This window comes from Georgenia yuyongxinii, assembly GCF_006352065.1.
GTDB classification, from domain to species: domain Bacteria; phylum Actinomycetota; class Actinomycetes; order Actinomycetales; family Actinomycetaceae; genus Georgenia; species Georgenia yuyongxinii.
Window position 1 is genome coordinate 690,938 of sequence record NZ_CP040915.1, and the last position, 15,710, is coordinate 706,647.

A 15,710-nucleotide genomic window follows, 5' to 3' on the forward strand; every position below is an offset into this window, starting at 1 on the left:
GCAGCGGGCCGAGACACCTGTTGGCTGATGATGTGACCGGACGCACATTTTGACAACCCCAAACGCCGGCGCGCCGCGGACGGATCGCGGCCGGAGCAGCGCCGTAGCGCTCAGCACTCAGGGTTCGGTGCGTTCGTCCGCGAACGGGGTGAGCGCCTCAGCCTGCTCGCCCAGCGACTGCGCCTGGAAGACGGAGCCCTCCAGCAAGAACCAGTGGTCCGGTGTGATGACGGCGTCGACCGGCACGTCGTGCTCGGCGACCGGCAGGAACACGTCGCGGATCAGCTCCTCGCCGTAGACCATCCCGAACACCGGGGTGCCCGGCCGGGCGTGCTTCAGGACGCGGTCGTACCAGCCGCCGCCCTGTCCCAGCCGCGTCCCGGCGGCGTCGATGGCCAGCGCCGGTGCGACGACGGCGTCGGCCTCGCTGATGGTCTCGGCGGGCAGGACCTCGCCGCCCGGCTCCGGCGGGCGGCCCGGTGCCCGCACCTGCAGGTCCGCCGCCGACGTGTAGACCCCCCACGTGCGGGCCAGGCCGGGGCCGAGGACGGGCAGCAGCACCCTGACCCCGCGCTGGTGCAGCGCCTCGAGCAGCTCGTAGCTGCGAGGCTCGTTGCCCTGTGAGACGTACGCGGCCACGCAGCGCGCGTGCGAGACCGCCTCGAGGCCGTGCTCCGCGAACCGGGCTCCAGCCAGGAGCCGTGCCCGCTCCGACCGGTGCGCTCGGGCCGTCCGGACGAGCTGGCGCAGCATCTGCTTCGCGTCCTCCGCCTCGTAGCCGTCGGTACGGGGCAAGGAGATCTGCGGCCGTTGCATGCGGCCAGTCTCCCAGCCGGCTGCGCGCACCGGCCACCGACCTGTGCGCATTCCGCCCGCGGCGGACGGTGCTTGACGGCCCGTACGCCAGATAGCCTCTGGCCATGTCTGAGACTCCGACCGACACGTGGCTGCCCGCGCCCGTCCGCAAGGCCGTCATCCCCGTGGCCGGTCTGGGCACCCGGTTCGCGCCCGCGACCAAGGCCATCCCCAAGGAGATGCTGCCGGTGGTCGACAAGCCCGCCATCCAGTACGTGGTCGAGGAGGTCGCGGCGGCCGGGCTCGACGACGCCCTGCTGGTCACCGGGCGCGGCAAGGGCGCCATCGAGGACCACTTCGACTCCGCCCCCGAGCTCGAGGCCACCCTCGAGCGCAAGGGCGACGACGCCCGCCTCGCCGCCGTCCGCGCCTCCACCGGCCTCGCGCACGTCCACTTCGTGCGGCAGGGCGAGCCCAGGGGGCTCGGCCACGCCGTCCTGCAGGGCAAGGACCACGTGGCCGGGGAGCCCTTCGCCGTCCTGCTCGGCGACGACCTCATCGACGCCCGCGACACCCTGCTCACCGACATGATCGCGGTCCGCGAGCGGCTCGGTGGGTCCGTCATCGCCCTGCTCGAGGTGGACCCCGCCCAGATCAACCTCTACGGCGCGGCCGCCGTGCAGCCCGTCGAGCACGACGGCGACTTCGGTGCGCTCGACCAGGACGACGTCGTCAAGGTCACCGAGCTGGTGGAGAAGCCCCCGGTCGACCAGGCGCCGTCGAACCTCGCCGTCATCGGCCGCTACGTGCTCGACCCGGCCGTGTTCGCCGTCCTCGAGGAGACCCCGCCCGGCCGCGGCGGCGAGATCCAGCTCACCGATGCGCTGCAGACGCTGGCAGGGATGGACCCGAACGAGGGCGGCGGCGTCCACGGCGTCATCTTCCGCGGGCGGCGCTACGACACCGGCGACAAGCTCGACTACCTCAAGGCCGTCGTGCGCCTGGCCCTCGACCGCGAAGACCTCGGGCCCGACTTCGGTGCCTGGCTGGACAGCTTCGTCGCCGGCCGGCGGGTCGACCTCGGGTCGGAGTCCCCGCAGCCGGGTCGCGCCGCCGCACCGCGCCCGGGCACACCGAGCGCCGGATGAGGAGCGTCCAGGAGCACCTGACCGCGTGCCTGGCCGCGGTCGGGCCCCTGCCGCCGCTGGACGTGGTGCTCCACGACGCGGTCGGCTGCATCCTCGCCGAGGACGTCCTGGCCCCCGGTGACCTCCCGGTGGCGGACCTCGCGGGCGTCGACGGCTACGCCGTCCGCGCTGTCGACGTCGTGGACGCCCGCCCCGAGAGCCCGACCGTGCTGCGCGTCACCGACGAGGTGCGCGCCGGGCAGGTGGACCGCCTGCACCTGGTGGCCCGGGCCGCCGTCCGGATCGCCTCGGGCGCCCCGCTCCCTGGTGACGCGGACGCCGTCGTCCCGGTGGAGCAGACGGACTTCGGCAGCGCGGAGGTGGCCGTCCGCACGGCGGTGACCAGCGGGGAGAACGTCCGACGGCGCGCCGAGGACCTGCGCGCCGGCGCGATCGTGCTGCCGGCCGGCGAGCGGGTGGGGGCGCGGCAGGTGGCCCTGCTGGCGGCCACCGGCCGGGGCCGCGTCAACGTCCACCCCCGGCCCCGGGTGGTGGTCGTGTCCGTCGGGGACGAGCTGGTGGAGCCGGGGCGGCCGGCCCAGCCCGGCCAGGTCTACGACGCCAACGGGCACGCGCTGGCCACCGCCGTGCAGGACGCGGGCGCCGCGACGTTCCGGGTCGCCGCCGTGCCCGACGAACGGCGCCAGCTCCGCGAGACCCTCGAGGACCAGCTCGTGCGCGCCGACCTCGTCATCACCACGGGCGGGCTGAGCTACGGGGCCAACGACACGGTCAAGGAGGTCCTCGCCCCGCTCGGCACGGTCCGCTTCGACAACGTCGCCATGTGGCCCGGGCGCCAGCTGGGCGTGGGCCACATCGGCGACGGCACCCCGATCTTCTGCCTGCCCGGGGACCCGGTGGCGGTGCAGGTGGCCTACGAGACGTTCGTGCGGCCCGCGCTGCGCACCATGGCCGGCTACGCGGACCTCTACCGGCCCTCGGTGCCGGCCGCCGTGACCACCGGCTGGTACTCCCCGTACGGGCGGCGCGAGTTCGTCCGCGTGCACCTGACCGGCACGCCCACCGACGGGTACCGCGCCGAACCGACGGGCTCGCCCGCGGCGCTGCTGCTCTCCGCGCTCGCCCGCGCCAACGCGTTCGCCGTCGTCCCCGAGGACGTCACCGACGTCCGGGCGGGGGACCGGCTGCACTGCCTCCTGCTGGAGTCGTGACCGTGATCGAGGACCGGCCGGCGCACTGGCCGCTCACCCTCGCCGAGGGCCGGCTCGTGCTGCGCCCGTTGCGCCGCCGTGACCGCCCGGTGTGGGAGGAGCTCCGCCGGGCCAACGCCGGGTGGCTGGACAGGTGGGAGGCCACCTCGCCCACCGGGGCGCCTCCGGCGTCCTTCCAGCACTACGTCCACACCCTGAACCGACAGGCACGGGCGGGTCAGTCGCTGCCCTGGGTGGTCGAGCTGGACGGGGAGATGGTCGGCCAGCTGACCGTCTCCTCGATCACCCGCGGATCGTTCTGCTCCGCCTCCATCGGGTACTGGGTGAGCGAGCACGTCGCCGGCCGGGGGGTGATCCCGATGGCGGTGGCGATGGCATGCGACTACTGCTGGTTCGAGGCCGGGCTGCACCGCATCGAGATCAACATCCGCCCGGAGAACCTGCCGTCGCTGCGGGTGGTGGAGAAGCTCGGCTTCCGGGACGAGGGGCTGCGCCGGCGCATGCTGCACATCCAGGGCGACTGGCGCGACCACCGCTCCTTCGCGCTGACCGTGGAGGAGGTCCCGGGCGGGCTGCTGCGCCGTTGGCGGGACGGCGGGGGTGGGCTCCGGTAGCGGGTGCCCGGCCGGCTGGCCGGGCCGCGTGGCAGGCTGGCTGGGCCGCTTGGCACCGGTCGTGCCCAGATCGTGAGCAGACACGCCGAAGACCCTGACGATTCCTGTGCGCGGGCGCCCCTAGCGTGGGAACCGTGGAGATTCAGGGATACGTGGTCATCGCGTTGACCCTGATCCTCCTGGGCTACCTGCTCCCGCACCTGGTGCGCAGCCGGCAGCTGCTGCTCGACTCACGGGTGGAGGACCGGTTCTCCGGCGACCTGCGGGTCCTGGCCACGGCCGGGCCTGGCGCGTCGGCAGGAGGGCCGTCCGCCGACCCGGGTGCGCACCACGGGCAGCCGGCTGCACGCCCGTACCTGCACGATCCTGCCCGACGACCGGAGGCCCCCGCCGTGAACAGGCCGCACGCCCGCACCGAGCGCGCGAGCGGGGACGCCCGCGCGCTGGCCGCCGCGCGAGCCGCCCGCGCGGCCCGCCTCTCCCGCCGCGCCGCGGCCGTCCGCCGGCGCCGGATCCTCACCGTCACCTTGCTCCTTCTGTCGGTGGCCGCCTGGGCAGCAGTGGGCATCGCCGCGGCTCACTGGGGCCTCGCCGTCGGCCCGACCCTGCTGCTGGGCACCGTCCTGGAGCTGGGCCGACGCACCGCGACGAAGACCCGCGCCAACGACCGCCGCGACCGTTCCGAGATGGCCCGGCTGGAAGAGCGTCTGCGCGCGGTGTCGCAGCGCAACGCCGCGGAGGTCGCGGCCCGCACGCCAGCCGCCCGGTCCGCCGCACCGCGTCCGACGGCGGCCCCTCGCACCGCTGGTGCGTCACCGGCCGCCGCCTCCACTTCTGCAACGGGTGTGTCACCCGCCGCCGCCTCGGAGGCAGCCGTCGGTGCGACGGCTGCGCCGTCCCCGGTTGCGGATGCGGATGCGGATGCGGATGCGGCAAAGGGTGCGTCCTCGCCGGCCGAAGCGCGCGATGGCGCCGTCGTTTCAGCGGGTACGGGCACCTCTGCCGAGGCCGCGCCGGAGCGGTCGGTGTCTGGGTCTGAGGAGACCGACGGCGTAGCTGCCGTCGTGCCGAGGCGGCCGGACCATGTGCCCGCGCCGGAGGTGGCGGGGCCTGCCGTACCCGAGCCGGCGAGCACCTGGACACCCGTGCCGGTACCGGTGCCGTCCTACACGCTCAAGCCCGCCGCCCCGCGCCGCGACGTCGACCCCTACGTGTCTGACGACGCCGACTCGTCTTTGGCTGCCGTGCCGCAGCGCCCCATCTCGGCCTCGCCCGCCGCCGCTGCCGCGGCCCTGAGCGAGCCGGTCGCCGTGACGCTTGACCTCGACGCCGTCCTCGCACGGCGCCGCGCAGCCGGCGAGTAGGGGCTCCGCGGCCGGGAGTGACTAAGGCAACGTCGCGGCAGGGGCGTTCCGATTTCACAACCGCCGGTGGGCCGATGCTAAACTCGCCATGCTCACGGTGAGTGAGTGCTGGGGCTATGGCGCAGTTGGTAGCGCGTCTCGTTCGCAATGAGAAGGTCGGGGGTTCGAATCCCCCTAGCTCCACCCGGTGAAGGCCGCTGAACCGCACGAAAGTGCAGGTCAGCGGCTTTCTGCTTTCCAGCCAGGACGCCGACATGAAGGACGGTGACCTGCGAATGCCACGCTTTGTGCCACGGAATGGTCCGCACCCAGGGCGCGTGAACGAGCATGTTCGGCCGGTGTGCCACGCACACCTGATGGGCATGAGCGAGCACATCGACTCCCCAGAGCCGCTGACCTGCACCCCGTTGTGGACCCTCGACGAGCTGTGCGCCAAGCTGCACACCTCCCCGCGCACCGTCCACGGTTGGCGACGAACCGGAACGGCACCGAAGGCGTACAAGGTCGGCAAGCACCTGATGTTCGAGGAGGCCGAGATCCGCGCCTGGCTCGAGGCCAGGCAGACGGCCAGCACGACCGCCGACCTCGCCGGCCGCGAGGCCGAGACGGGGTGGTGACCCGTGGCCCGGCAACGGCTGAAGCCAGGAGAGCACGGGGAGATCTTCGTCTACCAGACGCCGGACCGGCGGTGGCGCGCGAAGACCCGACTGCGGCTGATGGACGGCAAGGAGGCCCAGGTCTCGCGGGTCGGCAAGTCGGCCGAGGCGGCACGGCTCAACGTCCAGGCTGCCCTGGCGGAGCGGCTGGACCTGCCCACGGGGTCCGGAGCTCTGAAGCCGGACAGCAAGGTGGGGCTCGCTGCGCGGCAGTGGATCAACGAGCTGCGCGAGCAGTCGACGTGGCCCAACCCGCCGGTCCTTCCGCAGACGGTCGATGAGTACGAGCGCCTGCTCGCCAACCACCTCGTGCCACAGCTGGGCAAGCTGCGCTTGAACGAGCTGACTCCCGCCGTCTGCCAGGACTGGATCAACGCCCTCATCCAGAAGGGCAAGAGCGGCCCGAACGACCTGGTCGTGACCGCGACGCAGGTGCGAGGCGCATTCCGGCAGGTCCTCGACCGGGCGATCGTGCACGACGCGATGCGATACAACCCCGCGGACAAGACCACCACGCCCCACCGGAGGAAGCCGGACCCGAAGGCCATGACGGTCAAGGACGTGTACCGGCTGCGTAAGGCGGTGCGTGACTGGGAGACGTCGCGGCAGGGACGCCCGGGCCCGGAACCGACCGGACATGTCCCCGCCGCGGTCGACGTCATGCTCGGCACCGGCCTTCGGATCGGCGAGGTGATGTCGCTGCTGTGGGGAGACGTGAACCTGACCAAGGACGGACTGCCGACGATCTCGGTCGCCGCGACGATGGTCGACATTAGGGGCCGGGGCACGGTCAGGCAGGCACACACCAAGACTGACGCAGGGCGGCGCACGATCATCATCCCGAAGTTCACCGTCGAGGCGCTGGAGTCCATTCGTCCCGCGACGACGACCCCGGACATGCCGGTGTTCCCATCGCGCCGCTTTAAGAACGGTGAAGTGCTGCTCAAACCGCAGACGACGCACAACATCCGCCGCACGCTCCGACACGCGCTCGAGCTGGCCAAGATGACCGGTGAGGTCCACCCGCACTTGCTGCGTTCGACGGTTGCCACCGTGGTCGCCAGGAAGCAGGGCGTGGCCGATGCCGCTGCCCTCTTGGGGCACAAGATCAACGCCGGCGTCACTGGGCGGCACTACATCGAGCGCCTGCTGCTCGCTCCCGATACCTCCGCAGTACTGCAGGAGATGATCGAGATCGGCGAGGAACAGGCCGCCCACGAGGCGATCCGAGCGGCGCAGGCTCTCGCGCAGCGCAGCACAACCGGGCGCGTTCCGGGCCGAGCCGGACCGGCGTCGGCCACCGCCAAGAAGGTGACGATGGCCGGCGAGGACTCTGGGTGGTGACGGTTGGCCAGAGAGGGCGTCGAAGCCCGCCGCTGACAGCCGATCGGTGCCGGGTTGTTCTGTGGGAGGTGCGGGGGCCTCTGTGGTGGGCGTGAGTCACGCCCACCGTTCACTACCGACGAACGCTGCTGCCTTCGAAGCACGAGAGACTCTTCCCACGGTCGATGTCTCGCTCCGGCGGGCTGCTCCTGACCGGGCGTCGGTTGCTCGGTCCGCGTCCAGAGTGTCTTGTGAGAGCGTCGCCACCCCTCTCGCGGGGACAGCGGCGGGTCGCGGCCTCGGCGGAAAATCGTGAACGAAAACTCGCCGAAGCGGCTGCCGGTGACGATGACGACGCGCAGGCGAAGTTCACCAGCGCCGCCGGCGGCCTACCTGCGGAAGTGCTCAGAGTGTCCATGCACTCCACCATGGCGGCGGCGCGTGCCCATTTCCGTCCCCTCTGACCGCGTCCCCCCAGCGTCCCCCGGGCAAGACCACAGCGAAGGTGCGGGTCACAGCCCGTCCCCCTTCTGAGTAAGCGCGTTTGCGGCGGCTGTGAGGGATCTGTGATGGCTGGCCTCGGCCACGGTGCGTTGGTGACGGTCGAGAAGTTGGCCAGGATCGACACCGTTGTCGAAAGCTGCGCGAATTTCAGAAGGACCTTGCGCGTGCCCTCCAGCCTGGGCGCATCGCGGTTCCTTCCTCGTCCACGGGTGCGTTCGAAGAGTCCGAGGTCCACGAGGACTCGTCGGTCAGCTACACGGGCAACTCCTGTCCGCGATGGCGCGCCACGATGCGGTCGGCACGCGGCGTGTGTGCGGGATCGTGGCACGCGCTCTGATGCTGAGCCACACGCGGGGGAAGCTGACAGTCGCGCGCTCGGTGGTTGGCAATGTGGGTTGCACCAGCGACTTGATCAGTACGTCTAGGTCGCCGCCCCCCTCACAGGCGACGTTCGCCCGGATCTGGCTCATCGTCGTTCGGTGCGCCGTCCGCTGTCGTCTTCGACCGGCCGCGTCCCGGCTGCGGTCGCTGCCGCTGTTGCTGCCGTCTCTCAGCCGCGGTCCCGTTTCGCCGCTTCAAGGCTGGCCACACGTCTGGCACTGAGGCTGGTCGAGTCGTCGCACCTTCATGGTGGAGGTGTGCTGGTCACGGTCTCGATGCGGGTGATGTCGGCCGGGGATGGCTATGCGTACTTGCTGCGCTCGGTCACGACCGGCGACGGCCTGGCATCCCAGAGCTCGGCGCTGACTCGGTACTACGCCGAGGCCGGCACACCGCCGGGGAACTGGATGGGGTCGGGCGTCGGTCAGTTCGGCGAGGGCGAGCTGCAGCCAGGCATGACCGTCACCGCGGAGCAGCTGCAGGTGCTGCTGGGCGGTGGGTGCGACCCGCTGACCGGCGCTGGTCTGGGGCGCCCCTATCATCGGTACGCGACCGTGGCGGAGCGCATCGCGGCCCGAATCACGGGGGTCGACCGCAAGCTGCCCGACGGCGACTACGACGTCGAGGTGGCCCGGATCGAGTCCGAGGAGACCGGACGGGGGCCGCGGAGCTCGGTGGCCGCGTTTGACTTGACGTTCTCGGTGCCAAAGTCCGTCTCCGTGCTGTGGGGCGTGGCCGACTCCCGCACCCAAGAGCTGATCGTTGACGCACACCATGCCGCCGTCGCGCAGGTGCTGGACTTCCTCGAGCGGGAGGTCGCCGCCACAAGGGTCGGCGCCGGTGGTGTCGCGCAGGTCGAGGTTCTCGGGGTGGCGGCGGTGGCGTACGACCACTGGGACTCGCGCGCCAACGACCCGCAACTGCACACCCACCTGGTGGTGGCGAATAAGGCCCGGACCGCAGCTGACGGGAAGTGGCGCACGCTGGACTCGCGGGCGGTCCACCACGCGGTCGTGGCGTGTCGGAGTACTACAACGCGGTGCTGGCCGACCGAATAGCCGGGACGTTGGGTGTCGGATGGGAGCAGCGGGCCAGGGGGCAGGATCGCAACCCGGCGTGGGAGATCGCCGGCGTCCACGATGCGCTGATCGCCGAGTTCTCCAGCCGGTCCCGGGCCATCGACATCGTCAAGGACCGCCTTGTCGCCGAGTACGTGAGCACCCGCGGGTATTCGCCGTCGGCGGCGACGGTGGTGCGGCTGCGCGCGCAGGCGACGCTGGAGACCCGCCCCGAGAAGACGATCCACCCGCTGGCCGACCTCACGGAAGGCTGGCGCGAGCGCGCCCACATAATCCTCGGATCCGACCCGGTCGACTGGGCACGGCGCCTGACCGTCTCCGCCGACGCGCGGACGCTCACAGCCGAGCAGGTCCCGACGGAGGTGATTGCCGAGGCCGGTGCTCGGGTCGTTGCAGCGGTGGGGGAGAAGCGCTCGACCTGGAAGCACTGGAACCTGTGGGCCGAGGCCTCCCGGCAGACGATGGGCTGGCGGTTCACCACGGTCGAGGACCGCGAGGCCGTGGTCGCGATGGTCACCGACGCCGCAACTCAGCAGTCCCTGCAGCTGACCCAACCGGAGCTCGCTCCGACTCCGGTGCTGTGGCAGCGCCCAGACGGGACCAGCATGTTCCGTCCCCGGCACGGGGCGTACTTCACCTCCGAGGACCTCCTTGCCGCCGAGGCTCGGCTGCTCGACCGCGCCGATGACCGCACGGCACCGCGGCTGCCCGCCGCTGTGGTCGCGCGGGCAGCCGCCGCAGGACACATTGGCACCATGCTCACCGCCGGGCAGGCCGGGGCGCTTGAAGCTGTGGCGACGTCCGGGCGCCGGGTGGACGTCCTCGTCGGCCCCGCAGGAGCCGGCAAGACCACCGCGATGCGCGCTCTCCTGGCCGCCTGGACGGCCCGCCACGGCACCAGCTCGGTGATCGGGCTCGCGCCATCTGCCGCCGCGGCCGCGGTGCTGGCGGGCGACCTGGGTATCGGTTGTGACAACACGGCCAAGTGGCTGTTCGAGCACGCCCGTGGTCGCGCCACGTTCCGGGCCGGGCAGCTCGTCATCGTCGACGAGGCCACCCTGGCCAGCACCCGCACCCTGGACTGCATCACCGCCCTGGCCCAAGCCGCCGGGGCCAAGGTGGTGCTGGTGGGGGACTGGGCACAGCTGCAGTCCGTCGACGCCGGCGGTGCCTTCGACCTCCTCGTCCACGCGCGCGGTGACGACGTCCCCGAACTTGGAGAGGTGCACCGCTTCACCCACGACTGGGAGAAGCGCGCGTCGCTGGGGCTGCGTCGCGGCGAGGTCGACGTGATCGGCACCTACGCGGCCCACGACCGGCTGCCGGAGGGCACCACCGCCCAGATGATCGACGCCGCCTACGAAGCATGGCGCACCGACCTGGCCGCAGGGCGCAGCAGCATCCTGGTCACGGACTCGGCCGAGTCGGTACGCCGGCTCAATGAGCGGGCACGCGCCGAGCGCATCCAGACCGGCGAAACGTCGCCCCGCCGCGACGTCGCCCTCGACGATGACGCGCGGGCCTCGGCCGGCGACCTCGTCATCACCCGCCGCAACAACCGCATACTGCGTACCGGCCGCACGGGATGGGGCCGCAACGGTGACCGGTGGAAGATCGTAGACGTGCGCCGCGACGGATCGATCCAAGTGCGCCGCGCCGGGCGGCGGCTCGGAGCCAGCGTTGTCCTGCCTGCCGACTACGTCGCCGAGCACGTCGACCTCGGCTACGCCGTCACCGCCCACCGCGCCCAGGGACTCACCGTGGACACCTCGCACGTCGTCGTCGCCGGGTCCACCACGCGGGAGAACCGGTACGTGGCCATGACCCGCGGCCGGGACGCCAACATCGCCTACGTCGCCCTCGACAAGCCCGACGACTCCCACGCCACCCCGCAGCCCGCCGACGTCACGGCACAGACAGTGCTGTACGGAGTGCTCAAGCACTCCGGCATTGAACTGTCCGCACACCAGACCATCAGCGCCGAGCACGACCGGTGGGCCGGCATCGCGCAGCTCGCGGCCGAGTACGACCTCATCGCAGCCAGTGTCGAACGCGATCGGTGGCGGGAGCTCGTGGCCAATGCGCTCACCGGCGTGGGCCGCATGAGCGCGGCCGAGGCGGAGAGCGCGATCACCTCCGACGGGTTCGGCGCGCTCGTGGCAGAGTTGCGCCGAGCCGATGCCAACCACCACGACCTGCGGGTGCTTGTGTCCCAGGTGGTTGCCGACCGCAGCCTGATCGACGCCGAGGACATCACCGCGGTGCTGTCCCACCGGGTGGCCAAGGCCGCCGCAAAGCCGAACGGCACGCACGTGCCCGACCTCATCGCCGGTCTCGTCCCCGAAGTTCGCGGGCCCGTGCCCGACGACGTGCGCACAGCACTCGACGAACGCCGCGACTCGATCGAAGCGCGCGCCCGAGGGCTCGCCCAGACCGCCGTCCGCGAGCGCGCCGCTTGGGTGCTGCGGATCGGCGAACCACCGCTCGACGGCGTGGCAAGGCAGCGGTGGCTGCACGACCTGACGGTCATCGCGGCATACCGGAACCGGTACAGCATCACGAGCCGCGACCCGCTCGGTCCGTCGGGCACGTCCTTGGCCCAGCGCCGCGATGCCGACTTCGCTGCATCTGCGCTTCGAAGTGCGCGCGCCGTCTCGGGCGTGAGCACGCCAAGAAGCACCGGCCCGCTCGGTGCTGCTATTGCACTCGGATAACGCTCACCTTGCCGCGTCGAAGGCTGTCACAGCGCGACTGTGACACCACGAGCCACGCCCAGGCGACCGAGCCGTCCTGAGGCATGGATGCCGATCGACCACCTCGTGCGATGGCTACACCGATCGAGATTTCTCGTGGGGACTGCGGGCCACCACACTCTTGGTGCCGGTCAACTTCCAGCTCGGCCACATCTTGCAGCGTCGCATCGAGCACGGCGCGTCCGGATGGTGGTTGTCGACGGCGCGTGAAGACTGGACAGCCAAGAATCCCGCTTGATGCGTAGTCGTAGGGGCGCCTCGCGGCTGCAAGGTCCTCCCGCAGCCAACTCCCCTCCCGCTCGCGAGCCATTGCCCAGGGTGGGGTCAGCGCCGACTCCTCCCCTCGGGGCTTGAGGTCGTCACCCGCACGGGAGGGAGGGGGCCGTCGTATCGCACGACGGTCACCCGGGCGAGCTGGCCGCTACATCCCTGGGTCAGTGCCGACGTCCCGACATCGACGGTCACCGCATTTGGGTTCCCGTGGACGCAAGTCGGCCCGTCTTCGAGCCACTCCGGCTGGAACCATGCTCCCGTCGCGAGCTGGACCACGCCAGGCCGGACGGCCTCGGTCACCACGGCTCCCGCCAGACACGCGCCTTGGGGGCTCGCGACCCTGACCACGTTGCCGTCCGTGATGCCGCGGAGTCGGGCGTCTGCGGGATGCATCCGCAGCGGTTCACGCCCCTGCACCTTGGACCGCTGACTCACAGCCCCGACGTCCAATTGGCTGTGCAGGCGGGTCGGTGGGTTATTGGCCACGAGCTGCAGGAAGCCCTCTCTAACTTCGCGGTCGTCCACCCGTTGGCTCGGTTCTGACCAGTACGCGTGCCCAGGACACGAGGGGACCCCGGCGGCAGCGATCTGCTGCGAGAACAGTTCGATCTTGCCCGACGGTGTCGTCAGCGCGTTGCGCTCGGGATCGGCACGGAACCGCGCGAACCTTGGCTCGTAGTCTTGTCCCGGGGGGATGTCCACACCGCCCAGTTGCCAGAACTCTTCGCTCGTCGGGGCCTGGAAGCCGGTCGCGGTGAAGTTCTCGAGGAGGTTCCGGAGGAGGTGGTCCACCCACTCCTCGCCGGTCCTGCCCTCGGTGAACTCGTCGCGGAGGCCGAGACGCTCCGACAATCCCGCGAAGATGTCGTAGTCGTCGCGTGCCTGCCCGTACGGGGCGATCAGCTTCTCCATCGCGACGACTCTCGAGTCGAGCTTGCCGGCGCTGAAGTCACGGCGCTCGAGCGTCGTCGTCGCGGGCAGGACGATGTCCGCGCGGCGGGCCGTCGCTGTCCAGTACTGCTCGTGGACTATGACGGTCTCGGGCACCTCGAACGCGCGCATGAGGCGAAACAGATCCTGGTGGTGGTGGAACGGGTTCCCGCCCACCCAGTAGACCAACCTGATGTCCGGGTAGGTGCGGGTCTCACCGCGGAACCGGTAGGTCCCGCCAGGATCGAGCAGCATGTCCGCGATCCGTGCGACGGGTATCCGCGCGTCCACCGCGTTGGGCGGCTGGGGGAGCGAGGGCACTTTGACGGCGCCCGGCCGTTCGCCGCTGTTGGCCATCGAGCCGAGCGGGTAGGACACGCCGCACCCTGGCTCGCCGATCTGGCCCAGGAGGGCCGCGAGCGTGAGGGCCGCCCACAGGGGCTGCTCCCCGTTCTCGGCGCGCTGCAGGGAGTGGGTGAGATTGATCAGCGTCCTCGAGGATGCGGCGCGGCGCGCGAGCTCCTCGATTGTCTGCGGTGGGACCCCGCAAAGGTTGGCCGCCCACGCCGGGGTCTTGGCAACGCCGTCGGCGGTGCCGAGGATGTATGCAATTACCTTCTCGGCGCCCACGGTGTAGTGCGACAGGAAGTGCTCGTCGTGCAGACCTTCGACGACGAGCACGTAGCACATCGCGAGGATCATCGGGACGTCTCCGAACGGGCGCATCGATACCCACTGCGCCGGCACGTTCGCGGGCGCGTCGTCGCGGATCGGGCTGATCGACACGATCGTGCCACCCCGTTCATGAAGCGCCTGGAGGTGCTCGCCCGCGCGGTGCCGGGCGATCCCTCCGGAGGAGACGAACATGTTCTTGCGGGGGAGCCCACCGAACGCCAGGAGCAGCTCGGTGTTCTCCGATATCTCCTGCCAGCTGTGCCACGAGTAGGGATCGCGGCCGGCCTCCCCGAGGACCAGCGGCCAGAAGGTCTCCGCGCAGCCCGCGCTGTAGGTCCCGATCGCGGACACGTGCCCACCGATGACGTTGAGGAAGCGGTGCACCTGGCTCTGGGCATGGTGGAACCTTCCCGCCGAGCCCCAGCCGTAGGACTTCCCGTAGATCGCGCTGTTGCCGTGCTCGCCGCGCACGCGCGCCAGCTCCTGGGCGGCCAGGTCCAGCGCCTGCTGCCACGAGACCTCGACGAAGTCCTCGTCACTGCGATCCCGGCGCCCTGGCCCTTCCTCCAACCAGCTGCGCCGGATCATCGGCCGGCCCACGCGCGTCGCGTGGTGGGCGGCTTCCGGGATGTTGCCGAGCAGCGGTGACGGGTCCGGGTCCACCGGATGCGGGGCCACCTCCAGGTCGCCACCCCGCAGGCGCCCGGTGAAGGCGCCCCAGTGCGAATGATGGACTCGCGGATCCGTGTCGCTGGACATGACTGCCTCTCGATCGTGAGCTGCGGGCCACGCGCGTCCATCGCACGCGGCCCAGGAGAGCTGCGGGTCAGTACGTCACCCAGTGGGCCTTGTTCATCCGCGCCGAGACGAGGACACCGATGCCCGCGCCCATGAGGACCACCGCGCCGGCGATCCAGGCCGGGGTGTGCCCGAGCTGCCCGATGAGCACGCCCATGGTCATCGGCCCCACCACGCCGCCCACCCAGGACCCTGCCTGGAGGTAGCTCGAGGACTTCGCCGGCGCACCGGGATGGCGGCGGACAACCGTCACGATGAGCAGTCCTGGCCAGCCCCACCCTGCCCCGTAGGCGAGGACCACAAGGACGACGAGGACGGCCGGGGTGCTGGCAACCGAGAGCCCGAACAGCGCCAGACCACCGACCACCATCAGCCCGGCAGTCAACGGCATCGCGGCACCCGGACGCCGGTCCAGGAAGCCCCCGCCCGCGATCCGCAAGACGATCGAGGCGAGTGCCCCGACGACGACGAGCCCGCCGGCCAGCATGGTGTCCGCCGTGCGCGCGACCACGAGCTCGACGAGGAAGGCGGCCATCCCCGTGGCGACGGCCGCCCCGCAGGCCGCGGCGATGCTCAGCGCCACCAGAGGGGCACGCCGAAACCCGCGAGCACGGACCTGGCTCGAAGACCGGTCGGATTTTCCTGCGCGCCGGCGTCGGGCGACGACCGACACCGACACCGAGACCGCTGCCGCACCGAGCGCGACGGCCAGGTAGGTGTACCGCCAGCCCACAATCACGGCGGCGACGGGCACCGCGGCACCGGCTAGCAGCATGGCCGCGGGAGTTGCGGCCTGCTTGACACCGAAGGCCAGACCTTGGCGGTCCGGCTCGATCGCGTCGGCGAGGAACTGCGCCGCCGCCAACTGGCCCACCGCACCCGCAGCACCGCTGAGGACCATCCCCAGGCCGAACACCCACGCGGTGGGCGCCACTGCCATCAACGCCAGGGCGAGAGCCGCAAGCCCCGCCGCGAGAGCCAGCGCTCGGCGGCTGTCGACACGACGGAGCCGGGCACCGACGGGCATGGCGGCCACCGCGGAGGCCGCCCAGTAGAGCGAGACGAGGATGCCCAGGCCTGCGGTGGTCAGGCCCAGGTCCGGCCGGACGAAGACGCTCAGCGCCCCGACGAGGAACACCGGGGCGAGTCCGGTGACGCTCACGGCCGTCGCGGTAACGATCCGTCCCAGACTTCCCACCGCCACCG

At 71.4% G+C, this 15,710-nt stretch carries 10 protein-coding genes, 1 tRNA gene and 1 pseudogene; 9 read left to right on the top strand and 3 right to left on the bottom strand.

Annotated features, from left to right (window positions below; translation table 11 throughout):
• Positions 1-117 precede the first annotated feature (117 nt).
• Positions 118-816: a 5-formyltetrahydrofolate cyclo-ligase gene (locus tag FE374_RS03185; RefSeq protein WP_139927206.1), complete on the bottom strand. Its 699-nt coding sequence runs from the start codon at positions 814-816 to the stop codon at positions 118-120.
• Positions 817-920: 104 nt separating this feature from the next.
• Here FE374_RS03185 and FE374_RS03190 point away from each other — a divergent pair, with 104 nt between their 5' ends.
• The 9 genes and pseudogenes from FE374_RS03190 to FE374_RS19675 all read left to right on the top strand — a co-directional run bounded on the left by FE374_RS03190 (position 921) and on the right by FE374_RS19675 (position 11,789).
• The gene (locus tag FE374_RS03190; protein WP_139927207.1) at positions 921-1,943 is read left to right on the top strand and encodes a UTP--glucose-1-phosphate uridylyltransferase; all 1,023 of its coding nucleotides are present in this window, start codon (positions 921-923) and stop codon (positions 1,941-1,943) included.
• Complete coding sequence (locus FE374_RS03195) at positions 1,940-3,154, top strand: molybdopterin molybdotransferase MoeA (RefSeq protein ID WP_139927208.1); 1,215 nt, start codon at positions 1,940-1,942, stop codon at positions 3,152-3,154. The genes FE374_RS03190 and FE374_RS03195 overlap by 4 nt, the downstream gene beginning before the upstream one ends.
• Entirely contained in the window at positions 3,151-3,768 is a 618-nt protein-coding gene (locus FE374_RS03200; protein ID WP_230978439.1) for a GNAT family N-acetyltransferase, read from the top strand. The genes FE374_RS03195 and FE374_RS03200 overlap by 4 nt, the downstream gene beginning before the upstream one ends.
• Before the next feature lie 134 nt (positions 3,769-3,902).
• The gene (locus FE374_RS03205; RefSeq protein WP_139927209.1) at positions 3,903-5,132 is read left to right on the top strand and encodes a hypothetical protein; all 1,230 of its coding nucleotides are present in this window, start codon (positions 3,903-3,905) and stop codon (positions 5,130-5,132) included.
• Positions 5,133-5,242: 110 nt separating this feature from the next.
• Positions 5,243-5,315, top strand: a tRNA-Ala gene (locus tag FE374_RS03210).
• 179 nt (positions 5,316-5,494) lie between these two features.
• Positions 5,495-5,749 (top strand): helix-turn-helix transcriptional regulator, encoded by a 255-nt coding sequence (locus FE374_RS19060; RefSeq protein WP_168205556.1) that lies wholly within the window; start codon positions 5,495-5,497, stop codon positions 5,747-5,749.
• 3 nt (positions 5,750-5,752) lie between these two features.
• Positions 5,753-7,132, top strand: a complete 1,380-nt coding sequence (locus tag FE374_RS03220; RefSeq protein ID WP_139927211.1) for a tyrosine-type recombinase/integrase — start codon at positions 5,753-5,755, stop codon at positions 7,130-7,132.
• Between the two features lie 1,148 nt (positions 7,133-8,280).
• Positions 8,281-9,284, top strand: a pseudogene (gene mobF / locus FE374_RS19670) (MobF family relaxase); the annotation flags it as partial.
• Positions 9,285-9,830: 546 nt separating this feature from the next.
• Entirely contained in the window at positions 9,831-11,789 is a 1,959-nt protein-coding gene (locus FE374_RS19675) for an ATP-dependent DNA helicase (protein ID WP_230978535.1), read from the top strand.
• A gap of 363 nt (positions 11,790-12,152) precedes the next feature.
• Here the strand turns inward: FE374_RS19675 and FE374_RS03230 are convergent, their stop codons facing one another.
• Both FE374_RS03230 and FE374_RS03235 read right to left on the bottom strand, forming a co-directional pair.
• The gene (locus FE374_RS03230) at positions 12,153-14,465 is read right to left on the bottom strand and encodes a molybdopterin-dependent oxidoreductase (RefSeq protein ID WP_139927212.1); all 2,313 of its coding nucleotides are present in this window, start codon (positions 14,463-14,465) and stop codon (positions 12,153-12,155) included.
• Positions 14,466-14,532: 67 nt separating this feature from the next.
• Positions 14,533-15,666 carry an MFS transporter gene (locus tag FE374_RS03235; RefSeq protein WP_168205557.1) on the bottom strand — a complete coding sequence of 378 codons (1,134 nt, stop codon included), beginning with the start codon at positions 15,664-15,666 and terminating at the stop codon, positions 14,533-14,535.
• Positions 15,667-15,710 lie beyond the last annotated feature (44 nt).